We start from the raw sequence: 22,172 nt of genomic DNA on the forward strand, positions 1-22,172 counted from the left end.
TTTGTACCAAAACTGCTTCTAACTACCCAATCATCCGTACATAAAATGAAGCTTGAGACATTAAACACTGTCTCAAGCTTACATTTCAACTTCCTCTATACTATTTCTTTTTAGATTTCGCCTTTTTAACTTTTTTTCTTTCTTCTAATTCAACGTATAAATCATTTACGGCTCTTACGGATTGATCGACTAATAATGAAACGCCATTTACATCAAAATTAACACCACTTGTTAATTGTCCAATCACTTTTAAATTAGGCATTGTACCGAATTTAGGGCTAATAACTTCATTTGAATATGGCATTACTAGAATCCCTCCAAATGGATGTGCAGCTATAATTTGCTTGTTCTCTAATCCTTTAATAAAATGCTCTTCTTCTGTCAATTCTGATAAATGTTTTTTAGGACCAGTCGCATTAATAACATAATGATAACTTGCTTCTTCTTGTTCGCCTTCATATTTAATTCTAAATTTACCGTAATATTTTCGTACATTTTCTAATCCTTCTTTAACGACAATGTCTCCATTTTCAATCCATTCGATTAATTGCTTAGCTGATGATTGAGGCATTGGATTCGCATTACGTTTAAAGTGATGCCCATACTTTTCTAAAAATGTCGTTTTATCATCGATTGTCATGGCATTCCATACTGGAATCATATGATGTTTTACTTCTTCAACAAATGATTGAAAATGCCCTACTTCATCTTCATGTCTTAAATCATATTTCATATTCGCTACATTATCTTTTTTAAATCGATAAAGCATTTTTTTCAAGTTAATATTTTGATATTCACATTCTTTCGCAAAGAGGTTTTCTATTTCTTTTAATGGTGCGATACCTTTATGCGTCTTTTTTAACTTTTCTATTGAATCTTTCGTAATATACTTCAAATTGATTTCATGTTTAATACCTCTAACTGTCGGAAATTGAGCATGTCTTGAAGCTACAGTTATTGGAAGTTGTTTATGATTTTCCATTACAAATCTAATGACATCTATTGAACTAAGTCCTGTTCCAATTATCGCAATATCATCATTTTCTTTAACATCACGTAATGCTTTAATTGTTGGATATGGTGATTCAATATACCCTTTTAATCCAGATAAATTGTACGGATCTTTATAAGGTAAAGTACCAATAGTCAAAAAGACATAGTCATACTTTTGGCATACCGCTTCATCATCTTCTATATAGCAGACATCTATTTTATATTGTCCTCTTTCATCTTTAATTTCTTCGACATAGCAACTATCAACTTTATGCTTATGTACGAATATATTATCGTGTTTATTTAATAAGTCATTTAAAATAGACTTCATATAATGGCCAAATACTAATCTTGGTAAATATTTCGCTTTACCATAGTCAAAATCATCATTTTTCTTATACCATTTCTTAAAATCTTTCGTATCATCTGGACTTAAAGACATTTGATTAGCTGGTAAGTTAATGAGTAATCGATCACTATCATTTTGAAATGGCTTACCCATACCCATATCTTCGACACTATCAAATATATCTACCGTAATTTTTTTGAATTTTTTATGTTTTGCTAATTGGTTTAATGTACTAACACCAGCAGTTCCCATTCCTATTATTGCTACTTTCAAATTGAACCCCTCCAAATCTCTCGATGCATAATATGCAAAAATCATTCAATTTTATAAATCTATTATACATGTGAAAAACATAACATGTCTTTATATATAACATTAGTCTCATTCACACTTTTTTTTATTTATTCCTTTTTTTAAATAACAATAAACATAAATTACACGATTTGGGCGATTTTCATAATTATGCAACTATTGTGTTATAATAATAAACGTCATTATTATAAATTTCAAAAAAAGGAGAAGTATTATGTTATCAATCCAAGACTTAACTAAAGTTTATCGTGGCGGAAAAAAAGCCGTAGACAGCATCAATATGAAAATTGAATCTGGTGAATTTATCGCTTTTATAGGTACGAGTGGTAGCGGGAAGACAACTGCTTTAAGAATGATTAACCGCATGATAGAGCCAACTAGCGGGACAATTACGCTTGACGGGAAAGATTTAAGCAAGATGAATCCAGTTAATTTAAGAAGAAATATAGGTTATGTCATTCAACAAATTGGTTTAATGCCACATATGACGATACGTGAAAATATCGTTTTAGTACCTAAATTACTTAAATGGACTAAAGAAGAAAAAGAGAAAAAAGCTAAAGAACTTATCAAATTAGTAGACTTACCAGAATCATATTTAGATTTATATCCATCTCAATTATCTGGTGGACAACAACAACGTATTGGTGTTGTAAGAGCACTTGCAGCAGACCAAGATATCATTTTAATGGACGAACCATTTGGTGCTTTAGACCCTATTACAAGAGATACATTGCAAGACCTTGTAAAGACACTACAACAAAAACTTGGTAAAACCATTATATTTGTAACGCACGATATGGATGAAGCGATTAAATTGGCAGATAGAATTTGTATTATGTCTCAAGGTGAAATCATTCAATTTGATTCACCAAACAATATTTTAAAAAATCCAGCTAATGATTTTGTACGCGAGTTTATCGGTCAAAACAGACTTATTCAAGATAGACCTAACATACGTGTTGTTGATGATGCAATGAAAGATCCAATTGCCATCACTTCTGAGAAGACAATAGACGAAGCTGTTTCAATTATGAGAGAGCGACGCGTAGATACCCTATTTATTACAAATGTAAAAGGTAAACTTGTTGGATATATTGATATTGAAGATTTAAACGAAGGATATCGTAAAAAATCAGACATTATCGATATTATGCATCGAGATATTTATACAGTTAAGACAGGTACGATGCTTCAAGACTCTGTTCGTACAATTTTAAAACGAAATGTGAGATTAATCCCTGTTGTTGATGAACAATATTACATAAAAGGTGTTATAACAAGAGCAAGCTTAGTAGATATTGTTTACGATTCTATATGGGGACAAACCGAGGAAACAGAAGCAACTGAAAAAAGTGATATCAAATAAGGAGTGAAAAATAGTGATTGAATTCTTACAAGTTAACGGAAACGAACTACTTCAGAAGACACTGGAACACTTCTATATTTCATTATTAGCTTTACTTTTAGCAATGATCGTAGCGATACCGCTTGGCATTTTATTAACACGAACTAAAAAGTTAGCCAAAGTTGTATTATCTATTGCAAGTGTTCTACAAACCGTTCCGTCATTAGCAGTATTAGCACTTATGATTCCTTTCTTAGGTGTTGGTAAATTACCTGCCATTTTAGCATTATTTATTTATATCTTATTACCGATTTTAAACAACACATATATCGGCATTAATAATGTTGATAAAAATGTTAAAGCAGCCGGACTAAGTATGGGTATGACAAAATTCCAAGAAATGTTCATGATTGAATTACCACTTGCTATATCAGTCATTATGAGTGGCGTTCGTTTATCAAGTGTTTATGCAATCAGTTGGGCAACATTAGCAAGTTTCATTGGTGCTGGTGGTTTAGGTGACTTTATCTTTAATGGTTTGAACTTATACCAACCTGATTTAATTATTGGCGGTGCCATAAGTGTTACATTAATCGCGCTTATTATGGACTTTGTACTTTCTAAAGTTGAACTATGGGTTACACCTAAAGGGTTAAAAGTTTCAAGATAAGGAGGAAATATAAACATGAATAGATATTTTAAACTGTTATTGCCTATCATGGCTTTATCTGTCATTTTATCTGGATGTTCATTACCTTTTCTTGGCGCTTCAGGTGATGAAAACTCAATAAAAATAGGTATGCAAAATACAAGTGAATCACAAATTATGGGACATATTGATAAATTGATGATAGAACATGAAGCTAAAAAAGATAACGTAAAAGAAAATAATATACAGCTTATCAATAATTTAGGATCATCAACTGTTACATTTAATGCTCAAAATAGTGGAGATGTTAACATTTCAAGTGCTAGATATACGGGAACTGATTTAACGGGTGCATTGGGTAAAGACCCTATCACTGATCCTAAAAAAGCTTTAAAAGTAGTAAGAGAATCGTTCAATAAAGATTATGATCAAAAATGGTATGGTTCATATGGTTTCGAAAATACTTATGCCATGATGGTTACGAAAGAAACAGCTAAGAAATACAATCTGAAAAAAGTTTCAGACATGAAAAAAGTAGCAAATAAATTAGAAGCTGGCGTTGACTCATCTTGGATGAAACGTCCTGGAGATGGATACCCAGCATTTAAAGAAAAATATGGTTTCGATTTTAAACGTACTCGTCCAATGCAAATTGGCCTTGTATATGATGCGTTAAACACAGGTAAAATGGACGTTGTTTTAGGTTATACAACAGACGGAAGAATTGCGAGCTATGATTTAGTTGTGCTTGAAGATGACTTGAATTTCTTCCCTCCTTACGATGCAAGTCCATTAGTTACAAAATCTTTAATTAAAGAAAAACCTTACGTTGATCGCGCAATGAATAAATTAAGAGGAAAAATCTCTACAGAACAAATGCAAAAATTAAACTACGAAGCAGATAATAACCTTAAAGAACCTGCTGTAGTAGCTGAGGAATTCCTTAAAAAGCACAATTATTTTGACGATGAAAAGGATGGTGAGAAATAGTGGTTGATAATCATGTATGGTCACAATTAGTCGATTATTACGCAACAAATGGTGGATATATATTTCAACTTTTTCTAACTCATTTACTTATTTCTGTTTATGGTGTGTTATTTGCGGTTATAATAGGTATACCAATAGGCATTTTCATTGCTAGATATTCTAAATTATCTGGCTTTGTCATTTCGCTAGCTAATATTATTCAAACAATCCCAGCACTTGCCCTACTTGCGATATTAATGCTTGTGATGGGACTTGGTTCAAACACTGTTGTAATGACAGTATTCTTATACGCGTTGTTACCGATTATCAAAAATACGTATACGGGTATTAATAACGTAAGTTCTAGTATTAAAGATGCTGGTAAAGGTATGGGTATGACATCCCGTCAAATCTTAACGATGGTTGAACTTCCCCTTTCGTTATCAGTAATGATTGGGGGTATAAGAATCGCATTCGTTATTGCAATTGGTGTTACTGCAATCGGATCATTTATTGGATCTTCTACACTTGGTGATATCATTATTAGAGGTACAAACGCTACTGATGGTACATCACTTATTTTAGCCGGTGCAATCCCTACCGCTTTACTAGCAGTACTAAGTGATTTAATATTAGGCTTTATTGAAAAGAAATTAGACCCAACAAAGAGAAAGCAAAAAGGTCCACAACCTCAAACACTTTCGGAGTGATATTAAATGAAATTTATATTAAAAGTAATTGTATCAACTATTGTTATTTTAATACTTTCACCTAAGAAAAAACTTAAATAATTTACATTAATAACTTATGTAATTATATAATTTTTGCTATTATGAATTGCATAGTGTTAGTATAGTTAAAACAAAGGAGGAAGTAATATGAAATATAGAATACTTGGAAGTTTATTTTTATCATCAACACTTATTTTAGCAGCATGTGGAAATGGATCAGACAGTTCAGATTCTGATACAAAATCAGAAAAGAAAGATGACACTAAAAGTTCTAGTCAAGTCGTAAAAGACTTACAAAGCAATGCTAAAGATGTTAAAAGCTATCACACTGATAACAAAATCGAAGTTTCTGCTAAAGGCGAAGATAGTCAAACTGTAGAAGTTGGCATGGATGTTGATGAAAAAGAAACAGCAAAATTAGATATGGACCAAGCTGGTCAGAAAATGTCAATTTATGTACAAGGCGATAAAATGATTGCTAAAGTAGATGACCAATGGGTAGACTTATCTTCTCAAGTAGAAAATATGAATATCGATAGTTCTCTAGATCAATTAAATTATGAAAAATACGCTAAAACTTTAAATGCTTTTAAAGATGCGAAAGCTAAGAAAGTTGACGATGGATATGAACTTACATATGACATCAAAAACAAAGAAGATTTCACTAAATTAGCAAACGCCTCAGGTAACAAAGATCAACTAGAGCAATTTGAATCACAAGTTGATAAAGTTAAAGGTAACGCTATATTGAAAGTAAATAAAGATAATCAAATTGATTCATACAAATTAAATGCTAAATTAACTAAAGATGACGAAACTGCTGATATGAAGACAAACGTCACTTATAATAAGTTAAACGAAATTGATGAAATTAAGATTCCAGATGAAGCAAAAGACGCTAAAAAGATAGAAGATTTACAAGGCGGATCATCTAGCTCATCAAGCAGTAGTTCATCTAACAGTTCAGATAAAGCATCATAATTAGTAAAGACTCGAGGTAAATGCCTCGAGTCTTTTTTGATTTGGACAGGTGTGTTGTGAACATATTTCGCTAAACTTGTTTATAACGAGTGCCTTATGAACAGTTTTCGCTATACTTGTTCGTAACGGGTGCCTTGTGAACACTTCTCGCCAAACTTGTTCATAACAGGGGTGTTAGTTACAAAAGTCAGCCGAAGTGTTACTACGGACCGTTATAGTTACAAAAGTAAGCTGAACTGTTACTACGGATGGCCTTAATTACAAAACTCGACTGAAGTGTTACTAACACACTCAGTATTTACACTTCTCACCAAATCTGCTTATAACAGTCTTCCATTACGACTACTTCTATACTCATTTCACAAAAAAGACTCGAGACAAGTGTCTCGAGTCTTCTTAATTACTATTTTTCTTCTTGTTTATCTAATTTTTCATCTAATGCTTTGATTGAAAGTGACTTATCTGTATCTTGGTATTTATATACGATATAGTACTTTCCTTCTGTTTTAAGTTCGTTATAGAAATCTGCTATTATACGTGCATTACTTTGTGCCCATTTGATATCTGTTGCGTATTGATGTACGCCAGGTTTCTCTGGGTTCCATCTCATACTATATAATGTATTTTGCTCTGGGTTTGATAAATAATGATCATGTATAAACTTCGCGCCACCTGATATGGCTTTTTGAGGTGTATCCCAGCCTCTTTTTTTAGCATAATTTGCGCCAGTTCCGATAGGATCACTGTCTAAGGCACCGACACCATAAAAGTTATAATACTTTTTACCATCAGATTCTTCTTTAGATTTCGTTACTTTCCCTTTGTCGGTTAACATGACACCATTTGCTAACTCACTTTTGTTATTACCTGTTTCTAATATAGCGTGAGAAATTAAATACACTTCATTAACATGCTCTTTCTTAGCAGCATTTAAAAATTCTGTTGTATAATTTTCTAATACTTCTTGTTTTCTTAACATATGATGAATTCGTTTTTCTTCAATTCCTTGATACTCTGATAAGTTCAAGAATTGATATACTTGTTTTTTATCATTTAAGATTTTTTCTACATCCATCACTTCATAAATTTCGCTTCGTGTTGCATTTTTCCAATTGCCTGACTCTGTTGCTACTTGCATTTTCGTATCATTTTTATATTGTTTATTTACTGCTTTACTTAAAGTTAATGGAACTTCTACATTATCTTCTTGTTTATCTACTTCATAAAATTTTAAATGATCTGAAATCAAATAATAAAACAGGCCAACAATAACTAACAAGACTATTGATAATATGACTAAATTTTTAATGGTTTCTAGCCTGGCATTTTTCATCGTTTCACCTCTAAATTTGTAAACCACCATCAATCATAATTTATTACCTAATTTTTACAATTGTATTAAAGTTTACTCTTTATATTCTATAGGATAAGAGCTTATTATTCAAAAATAAGAATGTTACGTTTTAATTACTATTATATTTCAACAAAAAAAGCAAACATGCTTTGAAAGTATGTTTGCTTATTTATAAGTTGAATAATTCATAAATATAAATGACATTGCCGCTGATCTATTCTTATAGTTATAGTGGCTTAAATTGATTGTACCCTCTTCTTCGCCATTTCTATAATTCATAAATCTGTTTACGTTGTTAATCATTACAAAATCTGCGTTATCTCTTATCGTATTCAAGTCATTATTTCTTGCAAAAAAGTGTTCTAAATTTAGATGTTCGTAATCCATATGATGAGCCTCCTAATCTTTGCCCCAATAAAACATATGTCCATATATATAACCAAATATACACGTTTGAAGCGAAAATGTAAATCATTTCAATCTATGTTTTTATAAGATATTTTCGAGAAAAAGTCTTTATTTTTTCAAAATAATCTCATAAATTATGTTCTATTTTAAAGTTTGTCCATTTTTTTAATATATAACTGATTTTTAAAGTGCTTATTTATTATTTACAATGCGTTTATCCGGAAATAACCGTGTGCATGCTCACCAAAGAGGACAACATGAAACAACACAAATTTGAACATTATTATAAGCAATATAAAAATATGATTCATTATTTACTGCATCGATATCAAATCAAATATGGTTACGAAGATTATTATCAACTGTTATTAATTAAACTATGGACTGAAATTGAGCGATACGATTTTTCAAAGACCACTTCACTAGATAAATATTTATATACGAAATTAAAGTACTACCTCATTGACTGCATCAGAAAGCAAAGTAAAGATTCAAACCGTGTATCACCCACTTCAAATCATGAAATGTTAGACCAAAGCTTTATTGAATCTCATCAATTTGAAACATTTAGTATGTTAGAGATTTTATCTCAAGATGAACTCATGTGGTTAAAGCTAACATTACAAGGATTCTCAACCCAAGAAATTGCGATATATTTAAATAAAAGTGAATCCTCCATTAAGTATTATCGTAAAAATGCGCGACGTAAATTGAAATCACATTTTTTAATTTAATTACAAATATTTCTTCAAAAATTACAATATTTTTCCCAAAATTCAAGTAACATGTTATATAGGAGGTGCAACATATGAATTTGATCAATCCTAATATGACATTACTGAAATACTCTGATGATTCAGCTTATAGATTCCAAATTGAATATTTAAATCAATCAACTGTTTATACCAATCACTCTATCCCCTATCTTATTAATGACGCACTAAAAATTGAAGGGGCAAGTTTAAAATCAAGAGAACATTACGCTAAATATGTCTTAAACATTTCTAAACTTCTTCCCATTCTCATATATGCCTCTGAAGATTTCGTATTATTTCCAACAAGCGCAAAATCTAACTATAATTATATGCTCATTAACAGTAAACACATTGTTCATATCGACGCATACAAACATTACACTAAATTGTTATTAATTAATCAGCAAACTAAAGTCATATATCATGAAAATCATATAATCAGTAGGAAACTCGGTGAATCATTAAGACTCATTCAGTTTCAAAAGCATCATCTTTACAGTCAAAATCCTTCTGTAAATATTAAAAAAGTCGTTACGCACTAATTGCGTAACGGCTTTATTTGTCATTCTATATTAACTTGCTACTTACACCTGATAACAATGCTTGGTATGCACTATTAAAGAATGTCAGTAGTACTTCATCTCTTCTAATAATACTTTCTAAATCTTCTTCATAGATTAAAAAGCTTCCATCTTTACCATTATATTCAGCATATGATGGTTCTACTTGTTTCAAGTTGATTTTATCTTGTTTAAAAGGATTAATCTTTATAATATAATAAGGAGACTCTCTATATTTATCTCCAAAGTAATAACAAAGTGATACAGTATACTCATCATTACCTTCTACATAAAAAATAGATGTTACATCAAATTTATCCCAAAACAAACCTGTTTTGACATCTTTAATATTCCTTGAATGTAAAAATTGATAATGATCATATTGAGCTTGCTGCATTAATCTAAGTGCATGATATGCAGTCTTTGGATTAAAGATTCGTTCTTTGTCATCTTCATCTAGCGTTTTTTCATATGGAATATTATATGGCTTCGTATTGATTGTGATATCAATGCCGTTATCATGCAATGTATCAAATATAAATTGATAATATTCTTGAATCGTACGTCCTGATTTGACGATCATAGTTTCTTCTTTTTCATCTATTTTAACGACTATTAACTGATCAATTAAATCTAAGTTAATTTCAAATGTATGATTGTCCTTTTTTAATTCGCCTGTAGATAACCCAACTTGATTAACTGTTAACATGACGTGCTTATATAACGGTTCAGGTGTATTCACAGCTAAACAACATTTCCCCATAATTTGAACAATATATCTTATTGTTGCACGTGTATCACGCCATTCATCAAAATATAACAAGCTCATCTACAACACCCCCTAGTCAGTAATCTATGAAAATTCTTTAAATCTTCTAGCAATTAGCAAACGCCTTGTAAAGAATGCATTTACCCATTTGATACCTTTATAACCTATATAAAATAGCACAATACCTAAGACAAGATATAAGGCTTGTAATGTTAATGCTTCACCAATTGGTTTTGTAAAATATAAAGTAAATGTCCCCAATATCAACAAAGCAGCTGTTATTAAAATGCCTGCCATTAAGACATTTCCAAATAATAAGCCACCTAACGTAATCACTTTATACAAACTACTTGGTGGTGTTGCTTTATCTATAATTTCTTTTTCAACAAATTCATTCACAAATTTACTTGGTTTACCATATTTATCGATTAAATTTTTATCTGCATGATGGTTTAATTTTTCATGCGCTAAATTTTTTTCTTTTTTATTTATAAACCAAAGCTTTTTATAAACAATAGATTTATATTGTTCGTTATTCATTACACACCTCTAAAATTCATTAATATTTTAATTATAACATTAATCAATCTATACGTTGATTATTTTTCAAAATTGCTATTTTGAAGGAGTGAAAATGATGTTTAATTTTAATATCAACCATATTTCACACGAAAATAAATGGATTTATCATAATGAAGATGCATCAATCATATATGTCACAAATGGCTATATTAATATTTTTTATCATACATCGAATTACATGATGACATTGGATAAAGGATTTTTGTGCATTGTACCATTTGATGAATATAGCTTTATTTATGCAATTAATGGTCAAATATGTATACTTAATATTAATAAATTAATGGTATATACATTAGCTTCAAATATTTATGAATATTTCTTACTCAAAAATTTCTTTCCCATTATTCAATCTTACAAATTTGATAAAGTAAGTAATCACTTAAATATTCTTAACCTACTTGCACCGTATCATAAGGAAAGATTAACGACGAATGTTTCAACGAGTATCATTACGCTATTAGATGATGTTAAACAACCACCCTATTCTGAAATTCCAACTAACGATTCTTATGTAAGATATAACCACCACAATCATTATTGGCAACGTCATTTATTTGAAGCTACTGTTGCACTTATATTCAATACAAATCAATCTATTTCAGACATAGCTATAGAATATGGTTTTTATGACCAAGCTCACTTTACAAAGGTCTTTAAAAATCATCGAAACATGACGCCGCTTCATTTTAGAAAAAGATACAATATATATTCACATTATAAATAGCGATTGATGATTTCTTCAGCCTCTATATTCTTCGCTAAAATATTTAATGAATCAAAATTCAAATCTTCTGTAATTTCATGCGTTATAACGATTACATCCATTCCAGCTTCTATTGCAGCTTGTGCACCATTCGTCGTATCTTCAATTGCTAAACACTTATCTGGTTCTACATTAAGATCATGTGCTGCTTGAATATATAATTCTGGATTGGGTTTAACAAAAGCAACATCTTCACGCCCTTTTATAACATCGACATATTGATCCAATTCTAATCTTTGTATGTTAGGCATAATATGCGCTTTATAACTACTAGTTGCTATACCCATTTTTTTCTGGTTTTCACGACCATAATCTATTAATTCTTTGACCACTGGTTTTATAGGTAAAGATTTCGTACCTTCATAATGATCTTCAAACATCTCTTCTAAAGCCTTTTTCGAACCTAATGCATTTAATATTTTATCATTTAATTCTTCTGATACTGATCCGATAGAAGCTTTATATTCATCTAAACTTATTTTTTCGTTATTCTTTTGATCAATATGTTTATTTAGAGTATTAAATAAATTAATTTCTGTATCTATTATCGTACCATCAAAATCAAATATTATTGCATCGTACATGTTTAAACACTCCATTCTAAAAAATAAGAGACTAGGACTATTCTTAATCCCGGTCTCTTATTTTGATTATAAATCTTCTGATTTAAGTGTCAATTCTAAACGATCGATAATGTTCTCTAATTGAATTAAACTCAGTGATTTTTCCAGTGCAATGCGTTCTCTATTTGTCGCTAAATATTGCACGATTTCATGTAATGGAATAATGGATCCTTTTTGGGACCCGTTCTCTTCAATTATAAATAAACCATCTGACTCATTTAAGTTTAATTCATCTTGTTTAGCATTAGATAAATCATTCTTGAAATATACTGAACCATGCGGAAAATCATGATACTTTCTCTCTTCTAAAGAAATAACAGCATCGTGTATATTCTCTTGATTTAATCCTGTGTAAAATTGATTAATAATTTGTGTACGATTATCGTTATCGTTGAATAATTTTAGGTTTGTTAACATAGTCATTCACCTCATCCCGTTGCTTATATTTTAACATTTTAAACTGAATATTTAGAGTATTTTATTATTACATTTTCAAGTCATTTATTACATAATTTTTTCGGTTTTCACGAAAGGTTCAAAAATTACGTCGTTTCCATATTGTAATTTATTTCAAAAAATAATAACGTTAAATAGAACTTATATATTATTTGAAATAGAGGTTGAGTACATGAACAAAAGTTTTAATCCATTGAGAAGGTTACATTTTTATGCTGCTTTCTTTATTACACCTTTATTATTAACACTCTCACTTACTGGTATTGGTTATTTATTTTTTACAAATGTAGAAAATAACATTTACCATGATGAATTTTTCAATGATAGCGTAACGAAGGGTCATCAATCATTAGATGATGCTATTCAAGAAATTAGAGATGTATATAAAGGATTCGACATTCAAAAAGTCAGTATTATGGACGAGCCATACAATAACAGAGTTACCATCGGGAATGAAGATGGTGATTCACGCTATATTTTCTTGGACGAACATAACCAAAGAGTTGCAAATCAAAACGCTAAATATACATATTCCAACGTATTAAGAGAAACACATAGTTCTTTATTTGTTGGTGGTAGTTTTGTAAATTATTTAGTTGAGCTAGCAGCATGTTGGACAATTTTTATGATTATATCAGGTATTTATTTAACTTTTAAATCAAAAGCATTGAAACCAACTAAAAAGAAATCATCATTCTTATTTAATAGACGATTACACGCGATTATAGGACTTATTATAGCTATTCCAATATTTATAATCGTACTAACAGGCTTACCGTGGTCAGCGCTTATGGGTAAACAAATTAACCAATTTGCCGAAGATCATCCAACGATCGGTTATTCAGCGTTAAAAGCTAACCCACCAGAATCAGAAGATAATGAATTACCATGGGCAACGCGTACTAAGGAGAAACCTTCATCTAAAAAAGATCCACATGCCGCACATCATGGTTCTACCAGTAATGTAATTGGTGCAGATGGACAACAAAGTTTAGAAAATATTATCGCAGATGCTGAAGAAAATGGCATTAAAAAGCCATTCTCTATCGTTTACCCTACTGATGAAAAAGGTGTATTTACCGTTTCTAAAAGTAGTAATACTGGCGTTACAGGATTAGATGTTCCACCTAAAGAGGAAACGACAGCATATTTCGATCAATACTCAGGTAAACTTTTAGATAAAGTAGATTATGATGATTATGGTATTATCGGTAAATGGTTCAGTTTCGGTATACCTTTACATGAAGGTCACCTATTTGGAACTGCAAATAAAATCATTAACCTATTAGTTTGTTTAGCCTTTATTAGCGGCATTACATTTGGTTTCTTATCATGGATGAAACGAAAGAAATCCAACTCATTTAGCGCACCAATAAGAACTAGTAATCAAGTTCCAATTGGACTCATTGTATTCTTAGTTATATTAGGAATCGCAATGCCATTATTCGGATTATCGCTAATTCCAGTCGCTATTATAGAATTCTTCTTATGGAAACGACATAAAAAGTTAAATACAGTGTAAATAAAAAGCATATCACGCTTCTGAAATTAAATTCAGATAACACGTGATATGCTTATTTTTATACAAATATTTAAATGCATTCATATATTCATTAAACTTAGCTATTAGCCTCGTCATAATCGTTACAAACTGCTTCAAGTAAGTGTCTTAAATCATGATCATCCATATCATCAGGCACTCTAACTTTTATAAGATGATTTTTATCAGTAATAACATGAAAATAATGATGGTCATTTTCATATCCTTTTCCTAGTATTTGCATGAATAACATCCCCTTAGATATTTATCAAACACTCATATACTAATAATATCATACTTATTTAATTTATTTTAATATTTTAATTTCATAATAAATTAATTACAAGTTGGGCTCAGGATGAACATAAGAAGAATATGCGCCTGCTTCTTTTAATTGTTGTTCAACTAAATCACAAATATCATGGGCTTCATCTAGGGTTAAATCTTTATCGACAATGATCGTTACATCAAGAAATACACTATTACCATGATAACGCCCTTTTATAGATGGCACGTCTAATACGCCGTCTATATTTTCAATTTCTTCTATATAATTATTTAAATCTTTTTCATGAAAACCATCACTTAAAGTAAATATTGATTCTTTAAAAATAGTAAAACCAGTATAAACAATAATTAAGCCTAGAATAACAGCAAGTATAATATCAATTATAGGTAGACCAAATTGTGTGAATATAAGACCAATACCAGTACCAATACTGACTAACGCATCAGACAGATTATCTTTTGCTGCTGATTTTAATGATGTACTTTTAGTTTTAATCGCTAACTTCCAATTAAATAAATATACTAAAATCATTATAATACCACTTATAAAACTAACCCATATTGTCAGTGTGCTAGGTTCACTATAGTCACCTTGAAGTAATTTAGGAATGTTGCTAGAAATAACTTCTATCCCGACAAACATAATGATAAAAGATACAATCAAAGTTGTAATATTTTCAGTCTTCATATGTCCGTAAGGGTGATTTTTATCAGCAGGTTTGATTGAAATCTTCAAACCTATAAGTACTGCCACAGAAACAAATATATCTGTTAAGTTGTTTAAACTATCCGCCTTTAATGCAGATGAATTATAAGTTGTACCAACTGCAAATTTCAAAATAGAAAGAATAATATAAGTAACCAAACTTATATATGCGCCACGTTGTGCAATTCTCAAATTATTTGCCATTTCCAACACTCCAATTTTTTCACTGAAATATGATTATATAACAAAATTTGAGACAAGTTAATGAATTAGTTATCGTAAAATAATATAAATTAATTCGCATATTTATGTTTTAGGTATACCTATATTTCAAATACATATTCTCTTATAATATATTATTTATATATCTAAAAATTTTCAATATATGTTCTTATGATATTTGTTACTATGGACGCCCTTAGTTACACTTCGCCCGACTTTTCTAACGCCTAAAAATCATTTTTCTTAGCAAACTAAAAACCCAGCAAAGTTAGATAACTTCGCTGGGTTTGATGAACTTCATTCTTATAAAATGCTTAATCCGCTTGCTTTAATATCTTTAGCAAATCCTTGAACTGTATCAACAGATAATTCATTAATATCTCTTCCGATATTTGGTACTTTTGCTACCACATCTTTAGGACAAGTAATGATATCGACGCCGATTTCGTCTGCTTGAATAACATTAAATAATTCACGGCAACTTGCCCATAATAATTTAACGCCCTCTTTACTATGACAAACTTTTTCTGCTTCTTTCATTAATGGTAGTGGATCTACACCTGTATCAGCAATTCTACCTGCGAATACAGAAACGTATGTTTCAACACCTGGTTTAATTGCTTCTACTATTTCTTTAACTTGTTCAATTGTATAAACAGCAGTGACATTAACTTTAACATCATTTTCTGATAATTTTTTAATTAAAGGAATCATTGATTCACCTTGTGTATTTACAACAGGAATTTTGACAAATACGTTTTCACCATATTGTTTTAAAATTTCTGCTTCTTTAGCCATTGTTTCTATATCATCTGCAAATACTTCAAATGAAATCGAAGCATCTGGTATTGCTTTAACCACATCTTCAGCAAATGTTTTATAATCCGTTACACCTGCTTTTTTCATTAAACTTGGATTTGTTGTAAAACCATCAACTTCTTTATTCTGATAGGCTTGTTTCATTTCTTCAATGTCCGCACCATCAGCAAAAACTTGTACTTTAAGATTACTCATGAATTTCATTCCTTTCTACTTGTTGTGCATTTATCGTACCATAATTTGCAATCGCTTACTAAACTATTTGATTAAAACACAATATCCAAGTTATTTTAAATGTATTTTGAAGTGCTTTATGGCATAATAAGAATTAATAATAACCAAATAATATTTTTTAAGTAATATAAATATAATTGCTTAGGTGGTGTATTTTGATGGCTGATAATATAGAAACAATAAAGCATTTCAAACTTTATACGACTGGGTCATTTTTAGGTGACGAAGCAGTCATCAATAATAGCCCTACGAGCCGAGTTGAGCGTTACTATATTTTTTCCTATTATTTAGAAATTAACGATTTCAAAATACTCATTAACACAGGCTTTTCAGAACATGTTAAACCAAGTACTGATTTAAAAACTTTAAAATTATTTCGCAGACAAGACTATAAAGTGTATGAAACTTTACCAAGCCAATTATTAAAAGACCATATACACCCAGATGAAATTGATTATTGTATTATCACAAACTTTTCAAGCCATCATCTCGGTTATTTAAACGCATTTAAAAATGCAACTATCATAACCTCAAGTGAAGCTTATCATGATTTTATTACACAACAAGTTTCCAACAACAACCTTCAATTAAGCTTTCATGTTATGCCAAATAACTTTAAAGAACGCATTGAATTTGTAGAAGATTTTGTACAAACTGAACATCCTATTTTGGGTAAAGGATATAAAGTCTTTAATCAAGATGCATTAGTTAGTTTTGATTTGCCAGGAGCCATGCCAGGTCAATTCGGCTTAATGATGACATTTTCTAATTTAATGATTTTTATGTGTAGCGATGCCGCATGGTGCCGTTCAAATATTCAAAAGAATGACCTTCCTACTAAAAGATTGTTGCGCAAAGCATACAACGGCGAACTTTTCATTGAAACCCATTTAAAGCTTATTGATTTAAAAGAAAATGCGAATACCTCTCTTTTCATCATTCCTAGTCATTGTAAAAAAATGGACGACTTTGAAGAAGTAATGGAATTATTAGATGCAATAAAATAATTTATGTGATAACATAAACGATTATACGGAATTTTTGGAGGGCATCATGGATAAAGCTAAACGCTATTTTTATATATCAATTATACTTATTATTATTAGTTTATTTTTAAGTGCACAAAATCCACTTTTAGAAACGATGTTTGGTTCTTTAGTTTCGCTCGTACTAATAAGTAGTATTTTAAACGGTATTTTATTATTAATTGCTGTCTTTACAACTGATAAGTCAATTAAATATCAAACTGATAAACACACAACGCTTTCAAAATTGAATAAACTTTTACCACTCGTTTTATTCATCGTCATTTTATATCATATTGTCGTTATAATAAGATTTTTCGGAATAATTTAAGGGAAACATAATGTTTCCTTTTTTTAATGAGGAGGTTTATTAAATGGTATATTTAGCAATATTTTTAGGCGGTGCTATAGGTGGAGGGCTAAGATATTTAGTTTCGTTAACGATCACTAATGACGCCTTCCCATTCCCCACATTGACTGTTAACGTAATCGGAGCACTTTTAATGGGTATATTCTCTACATATTTTATTAGCTATTTCAATTTACACCCAAATATTAAAAAATTAATAACAACAGGCTTCTTAGGTGCTTTAACAACCTATTCATCTTTAAGCTTAGAAACAGTCGAGCTACTAGAACATGGACATATATTAGTTGCAGGTACTTATTTACTCGTTAGTTTACTTCTAGGTTTCATATTTATTGCAATAGGTTATAGGAAAGGAACTGACCAAGCATGACGTTATTATATATTATGATAAGTTCAGGTATAGGTGCACTTTGCAGAAATTTAGTGAATGAATTCTTCACTAAACTGTATACAAACCACTTCCCAATCGCTACTTTAACAGTCAACGTAATTGGTAGCCTTATAATTGGATTTGCCGCTCAATATTTAAATGACGATTCTTATTCATATGCAATTATCGCAATAGGCTTTTGCGGTGGATTTACAACATTCTCTACTCACTTTTTAGAAATTTATGAACGATACTTATTAAAATCATATAAAATGATGACTATTTATATAATATCTACAGTCATACTATCAATTGGAGCATGTTATTTAGGATATCACTTATAAAATCACTTACGTAATAGGTACCTTTATATCTAAGACAAAAGAAAAAGGACTGATAAGAATAAATTTTCTTATCAGTCCTTTTGTGTTAATTATTGACCAGTAAAGACTTCTGGGTCTGGTCCGATTCTTTCGTCTTTATTTAAAGCATTTAATCTTGAAAGTTGATCTTCTGATAACTCAAAATCAAATACGTTTAAGTTTTCTTCAATTCTTGATGGTGTTACTGATTTAGGAATAACAACAATATTTTCATCAATATTCCATCTTATAATAACTTGAGCTGGTGTTTTACCTAACTCATTTGCAATTTCTTTTACAACTTCATCTTCCAGTATTTGTCCGTTCATTAAAGGAGACCATGATTGTGCAACAATTTTTTGTGCTTCTAAATACGTTCTTAATTCTTTTTGAGTTAAGTATGGATGACATTCTATTTGATTAATAACTGGTTTAATAGAAGCTTCTTGTAATAATTCTTCTAAATGATGTACATGGAAGTTACTTACACCAATGTTTTTAAGTTTACCTTCATTGTATAAATCTTCCATAGATTTCCATGTTTCAGTAATAAGATCTTTATCTTGACCTGGCCAATGGATTAAATATAAATCTACATAATCTAAACCTAATCTTTTTAAAGATGCTTCATAGGCTGATTGAACATTCTCTCTACCGTAATCTGTCATCCAAAGTTTAGTTGTAATAAATAAATCTTCTCTATTTAATCCTGTTGCTTCTAATCCTTCTTTGATACCTTGTCCGACTTTTTCTTCGTTGTGATAAGTTTGAGCAGTATCTATATGTCTATAACCACTTATAATAGCATGTTTAACCGCTTCTCTACATTCATCATTATTTTCTACTCTGAATGTCCCTAACCCTAAAGCTGGTATAGAATTTCCGTTGTAAAACTCAATTATTTTCTGTGTCATTTTACTGCCTCCTAATTTTAGACGATACTTAAATTAAAATTGAAACAACTTTAGTTTCTAAATATGGTTCAATACCTTCTGAACCACCTTCTCTACCAAATCCACTTTCCTTCATTCCACCGAATGGAATATGAGCTGCACTTGGTCCACCATCGTTCCAACCAATTACACCATAATCTAAGTTCTCATACAACTTTATACCATTACTATAGTTTTCAGTAAAGAAATATGCTGCCAAACCAAATGGTGTATCGTTTGCTTTTATGATAACTTCATCTAAATCTTTATAAGTTTGAATTGGTGCTACTGGTCCGAATGTTTCTTCTACCATGATTTTCATATCGTCTGAAACGTCAGATAGAACAGTTGGTGTAATAAAATAACCACCATCTTTATAGCTATCCCCTCCAGTAATCACACGTGCGCCTTTACTTGTTGCATCTTCAATATGAGATTTAATTTTTTCAAAACCATCTACGTTAATAACAGGACCTATATCTGTTGATTCATCTTGACCATCGCCTACTTTTAATTTACTGACCTCTGTTCTGAGCGCATCTTCAAACGCGTCTTTAATAGATTCTTGTACGTAAATTCTATTTGCACATACACAAGTTTGTCCTGCATTTCTGAATTTAGATGCAATTGTTCCTTGAACTGCTTTATCTATATTTGCATCTTCGTGAACAATTAAAGGTGCATGACCACCTAATTCAAGCGTTACTTTCTTCAATGTCGAACTAGATTGTTCCATTAATTGCTTACCTACAGGCGTTGAACCTGTATAAGTAATTTTTGAAATTAAAGAATGCTTTGTGAAAATTGCACCGACGTCTTTACCTGAACCATTTACATATTGGATAACACTTTGATCAAATCCTGCTTCATGTGCAAGATCAACTAATTTCATTGTTGTAAGAGGTGTATCTTGTGCTGGCTTACATATAAATGTACACCCTGCTGCTAATGCTGGTGCTGCTTTTCTAGTCATCATCGCTGCTGGGAAGTTCCAAGGTGTTATGCTCGCTACAACGCCAACAGGTGCACGTGTAACGATGAGTCGTTTGTTATCAACATGTTCTGGAATAGTTCTACCATATGTACGTTTAGCTTCTTCAGCAAACCATAATATATAATCTGACGCATATTTTACTTCACCTAAAGCTTCTTTTAATGGCTTCCCACTTTCTTTTGTCATAATTAAGGCAATTTCTTCTTTATTTTCGAGAATCAATTCATACCATTTATATAACAATGCACTACGTTCATGAGCTGGTTTCTTTTTGTATGTTTGAAAAGCATCATGTGCCTTTTCAATCTTGCTGTTAATATCTTCTTCCGTATTGTTTTTAATCGTTTCGATTACTTCACCAGTTGCAGGATTTTTAACTTCAAAATTTTCTTTTACCATACTTATAACCACCTTTTTAGTATAAAAATAGCGCTACATAATATGCAGCGCTTAGTTATTACGGGTTAAACTTTTCAATTTCATCCATAATTCTCTCAAGGTCTTCCACACTATATTGGAATCTACCATGAAATACAAATTTATTAAAGAAGTGTTGAAGTTGTTTTTCACCAACTAACACTTTAATGTTAGGGTCTTGTGAATAATTACTGATAGTTGCTTCACTTACTTCATTTGGATGGAAGTAAATAATAGGTGTCGGTGTATATTTAAGTTCTAACTGTCTTTGTAATTCTTCAGTTGTATTATCAACTTCTTTAACTTCATTAGTATATGAATGAAAAGCTGCAGTTTTATTATTTGGTTGTTTTTCAAGTAATAACGTTTGTTCTTTGTTTGGGTTTAAATCCAATGTTTCAAAGACTTGTCCTAATACTGGAAAATCACTAAACTGCTGTTCTGTAATACCGTGATAGATATGACCACTTACTAAATTAGAGTCAATTACATAAATACCCGTTCTTGTTAAGACTAAATGATCTATTTGTCGAACTTTACCTAATGGATCTTTAGGTAAGAAGATGTTAGCCATAATATGCATGTCTTCAGGTCTGATACGACGTTCATTTACAAGTTGGTCTCTTAACTCTAACAAGTGTCTATCAGTTATATATTCCCCTTCATTCTTAGAAAATAACTTTAATGAGTCAATTTCTCTTTCTTTTTGTGAAATTGCTTCTTGATGTGTTTCTTCTTGTTTCGTTAGAACCTTTTTATTTTCAACTCTTTCATGATCTAACTTTTCTTTATGTTCAGATTTAAGCGTCTCATTTTCTTTTTTATGAGCTTCTTGAATCTTATTCAAAGATTTTTGTTTCTGTTTTAATGAAACAAAGAATAATATAATAAATAGTATCGCAATGACGACCGCTGCGATTAATCCATAATGAATCGGTTCTAATTGACTCATAATTTTAGATCGCTCCCTTTCATATGTATTAATTCCATTATAGTAAAAATTACAAATAAATTCAGTATATATCATGAAATATATTGATAATATAACGTAATTTCTTATACTTCATACATTTGAGTAGTTAAACCACACTTTAATAGTAAATATTTTATGAATATACAGCGGATTGCTGTTACAAAACTTGCATGAATTGTAATTATGAGCGTTGTTGTGAACACTTCAGGCCAAACTTGTCCATAACGGGGGCGTTGTGAACACTTTCGCCCAAACTTGTTCATAACGAGGGCGTTGCGAACACTTCTACCCAAACTTGTTGGTAACGGGGCTGTT

At 30.6% G+C, this 22,172-nt stretch carries 26 protein-coding genes; 13 read left to right on the top strand and 13 right to left on the bottom strand.

Annotation, left to right across the window (positions count from 1 at the left end; all coding sequences use genetic code 11):
- Positions 1-100: 100 nt before the first annotated feature.
- A complete protein-coding gene (locus ACJTHF_RS04540; RefSeq protein WP_078355926.1) occupies positions 101-1,615 on the bottom strand; it encodes an FAD/NAD(P)-binding protein in 1,515 nt (504 codons plus the stop codon).
- Positions 1,616-1,868: 253 nt separating this feature from the next.
- On the opposite strand from ACJTHF_RS04540, the gene ACJTHF_RS04545 reads away from it, so the two are divergent.
- The 5 genes from ACJTHF_RS04545 (at position 1,869) to ACJTHF_RS04565 (ending at position 6,332) form a co-directional block, all read left to right on the top strand.
- Positions 1,869-3,023 (top strand): betaine/proline/choline family ABC transporter ATP-binding protein, encoded by a 1,155-nt coding sequence (locus tag ACJTHF_RS04545; protein ID WP_048539534.1) that lies wholly within the window; start codon positions 1,869-1,871, stop codon positions 3,021-3,023.
- 13 nt (positions 3,024-3,036) lie between these two features.
- Positions 3,037-3,672: an ABC transporter permease gene (locus ACJTHF_RS04550; protein WP_025905237.1), complete on the top strand. Its 636-nt coding sequence runs from the start codon at positions 3,037-3,039 to the stop codon at positions 3,670-3,672.
- Positions 3,673-3,687: 15 nt separating this feature from the next.
- Entirely contained in the window at positions 3,688-4,641 is a 954-nt protein-coding gene (locus ACJTHF_RS04555) for an osmoprotectant ABC transporter substrate-binding protein (RefSeq protein WP_058592001.1), read from the top strand.
- Positions 4,641-5,330, top strand: coding sequence for an ABC transporter permease (locus ACJTHF_RS04560; protein WP_058592000.1), 690 nt, complete (start codon positions 4,641-4,643; stop codon positions 5,328-5,330). The genes ACJTHF_RS04555 and ACJTHF_RS04560 overlap by 1 nt, the downstream gene beginning before the upstream one ends.
- A 168-nt stretch (positions 5,331-5,498) precedes the next feature.
- Positions 5,499-6,332 carry a DUF6612 family protein gene (locus tag ACJTHF_RS04565; RefSeq protein WP_232157096.1) on the top strand — a complete coding sequence of 278 codons (834 nt, stop codon included), beginning with the start codon at positions 5,499-5,501 and terminating at the stop codon, positions 6,330-6,332.
- Between the two features lie 403 nt (positions 6,333-6,735).
- Here ACJTHF_RS04565 and ACJTHF_RS04570 read toward each other — a convergent pair whose 3' ends face one another.
- Entirely contained in the window at positions 6,736-7,665 is a 930-nt protein-coding gene (locus tag ACJTHF_RS04570; protein WP_048539530.1) for an N-acetylglucosaminidase, read from the bottom strand.
- A 186-nt stretch (positions 7,666-7,851) separates the two neighbouring features.
- Entirely contained in the window at positions 7,852-8,073 is a 222-nt protein-coding gene (locus ACJTHF_RS04575) for a hypothetical protein (protein WP_025905232.1), read from the bottom strand.
- A gap of 278 nt (positions 8,074-8,351) precedes the next feature.
- Here ACJTHF_RS04575 and ACJTHF_RS04580 point away from each other — a divergent pair, with 278 nt between their 5' ends.
- Together ACJTHF_RS04580 and ACJTHF_RS04585 are read left to right on the top strand one after the other, a co-directional pair.
- Positions 8,352-8,828, top strand: coding sequence for a sigma-70 family RNA polymerase sigma factor (locus tag ACJTHF_RS04580; RefSeq protein WP_107603218.1), 477 nt, complete (start codon positions 8,352-8,354; stop codon positions 8,826-8,828).
- Positions 8,829-8,902: 74 nt separating this feature from the next.
- On the top strand, positions 8,903-9,391 hold the full coding sequence (locus ACJTHF_RS04585; protein WP_232157095.1) for a competence protein ComK: 489 nt from the start codon (positions 8,903-8,905) through the stop codon (positions 9,389-9,391).
- Between the two features lie 25 nt (positions 9,392-9,416).
- Here the strand turns inward: ACJTHF_RS04585 and ACJTHF_RS04590 are convergent, their stop codons facing one another.
- Together ACJTHF_RS04590 and ACJTHF_RS04595 are read right to left on the bottom strand one after the other, a co-directional pair.
- Positions 9,417-10,238: a DUF5996 family protein gene (locus ACJTHF_RS04590; protein ID WP_084755484.1), complete on the bottom strand. Its 822-nt coding sequence runs from the start codon at positions 10,236-10,238 to the stop codon at positions 9,417-9,419.
- Between the two features lie 24 nt (positions 10,239-10,262).
- Positions 10,263-10,718 carry a hypothetical protein gene (locus tag ACJTHF_RS04595; RefSeq protein ID WP_078355930.1) on the bottom strand — a complete coding sequence of 152 codons (456 nt, stop codon included), beginning with the start codon at positions 10,716-10,718 and terminating at the stop codon, positions 10,263-10,265.
- Positions 10,719-10,815: 97 nt separating this feature from the next.
- Between ACJTHF_RS04595 and ACJTHF_RS04600 the strand changes: the two genes are divergently transcribed.
- On the top strand, positions 10,816-11,487 hold the full coding sequence (locus ACJTHF_RS04600) for a helix-turn-helix domain-containing protein (protein WP_158258787.1): 672 nt from the start codon (positions 10,816-10,818) through the stop codon (positions 11,485-11,487).
- On the opposite strand, the gene ACJTHF_RS04605 is transcribed toward ACJTHF_RS04600, so the two are convergent.
- Both ACJTHF_RS04605 and ACJTHF_RS04610 read right to left on the bottom strand, forming a co-directional pair.
- Complete coding sequence (locus tag ACJTHF_RS04605; protein WP_058591995.1) at positions 11,478-12,110, bottom strand: HAD family hydrolase; 633 nt, start codon at positions 12,108-12,110, stop codon at positions 11,478-11,480. The two genes, ACJTHF_RS04600 and ACJTHF_RS04605, sit on opposite strands and share 10 nt — an antisense overlap.
- A gap of 66 nt (positions 12,111-12,176) precedes the next feature.
- Entirely contained in the window at positions 12,177-12,566 is a 390-nt protein-coding gene (locus ACJTHF_RS04610) for a hypothetical protein (RefSeq protein WP_058591994.1), read from the bottom strand.
- A 211-nt stretch (positions 12,567-12,777) separates the two neighbouring features.
- Here ACJTHF_RS04610 and ACJTHF_RS04615 point away from each other — a divergent pair, with 211 nt between their 5' ends.
- Complete coding sequence (locus ACJTHF_RS04615) at positions 12,778-14,127, top strand: PepSY-associated TM helix domain-containing protein (protein WP_107603220.1); 1,350 nt, start codon at positions 12,778-12,780, stop codon at positions 14,125-14,127.
- Between the two features lie 97 nt (positions 14,128-14,224).
- Here ACJTHF_RS04615 and ACJTHF_RS04620 read toward each other — a convergent pair whose 3' ends face one another.
- From ACJTHF_RS04620 to ACJTHF_RS04630, 3 genes are all read right to left on the bottom strand, one after another.
- Positions 14,225-14,389, bottom strand: coding sequence for a hypothetical protein (locus tag ACJTHF_RS04620; protein WP_162841912.1), 165 nt, complete (start codon positions 14,387-14,389; stop codon positions 14,225-14,227).
- A gap of 96 nt (positions 14,390-14,485) precedes the next feature.
- Positions 14,486-15,343, bottom strand: coding sequence for a cation diffusion facilitator family transporter (locus tag ACJTHF_RS04625; protein WP_078355933.1), 858 nt, complete (start codon positions 15,341-15,343; stop codon positions 14,486-14,488).
- Positions 15,344-15,664: 321 nt separating this feature from the next.
- Positions 15,665-16,375 (bottom strand): transaldolase, encoded by a 711-nt coding sequence (locus ACJTHF_RS04630; RefSeq protein ID WP_058591991.1) that lies wholly within the window; start codon positions 16,373-16,375, stop codon positions 15,665-15,667.
- A 197-nt stretch (positions 16,376-16,572) separates the two neighbouring features.
- Between ACJTHF_RS04630 and ACJTHF_RS04635 the strand changes: the two genes are divergently transcribed.
- From ACJTHF_RS04635 to ACJTHF_RS04650, 4 genes are read left to right on the top strand one after another with little or no spacing between them, the layout of a single operon-like run.
- Complete coding sequence (locus tag ACJTHF_RS04635; RefSeq protein ID WP_048539520.1) at positions 16,573-17,421, top strand: hypothetical protein; 849 nt, start codon at positions 16,573-16,575, stop codon at positions 17,419-17,421.
- Positions 17,422-17,467: 46 nt separating this feature from the next.
- Positions 17,468-17,770 carry a hypothetical protein gene (locus ACJTHF_RS04640; protein WP_078355934.1) on the top strand — a complete coding sequence of 101 codons (303 nt, stop codon included), beginning with the start codon at positions 17,468-17,470 and terminating at the stop codon, positions 17,768-17,770.
- A gap of 43 nt (positions 17,771-17,813) precedes the next feature.
- Positions 17,814-18,179: a fluoride efflux transporter CrcB gene (gene crcB / locus ACJTHF_RS04645; RefSeq protein ID WP_058591989.1), complete on the top strand. Its 366-nt coding sequence runs from the start codon at positions 17,814-17,816 to the stop codon at positions 18,177-18,179.
- Positions 18,176-18,523, top strand: a complete 348-nt coding sequence (locus ACJTHF_RS04650) for a fluoride efflux transporter FluC (protein ID WP_058591988.1) — start codon at positions 18,176-18,178, stop codon at positions 18,521-18,523. Before crcB ends, ACJTHF_RS04650 begins: the two co-directional genes overlap by 4 nt.
- 89 nt (positions 18,524-18,612) lie before the next feature.
- Here ACJTHF_RS04650 and ACJTHF_RS04655 read toward each other — a convergent pair whose 3' ends face one another.
- From ACJTHF_RS04655 to ACJTHF_RS04665, 3 genes are read right to left on the bottom strand one after another with little or no spacing between them, the layout of a single operon-like run.
- Positions 18,613-19,455 carry an aldo/keto reductase gene (locus tag ACJTHF_RS04655; RefSeq protein ID WP_078355935.1) on the bottom strand — a complete coding sequence of 281 codons (843 nt, stop codon included), beginning with the start codon at positions 19,453-19,455 and terminating at the stop codon, positions 18,613-18,615.
- A gap of 28 nt (positions 19,456-19,483) precedes the next feature.
- Positions 19,484-20,866, bottom strand: coding sequence for an NAD-dependent succinate-semialdehyde dehydrogenase (locus ACJTHF_RS04660; protein ID WP_084755470.1), 1,383 nt, complete (start codon positions 20,864-20,866; stop codon positions 19,484-19,486).
- A gap of 58 nt (positions 20,867-20,924) precedes the next feature.
- Positions 20,925-21,836 (bottom strand): nuclease-related domain-containing protein, encoded by a 912-nt coding sequence (locus tag ACJTHF_RS04665; protein WP_048539514.1) that lies wholly within the window; start codon positions 21,834-21,836, stop codon positions 20,925-20,927.
- Between the last annotated feature and the right edge of the window lie 336 nt (positions 21,837-22,172).

This window comes from Mammaliicoccus sp. RAM2 (assembly GCF_045897195.1).
GTDB lineage: Bacteria > Bacillota > Bacilli > Staphylococcales > Staphylococcaceae > Mammaliicoccus > Mammaliicoccus sciuri.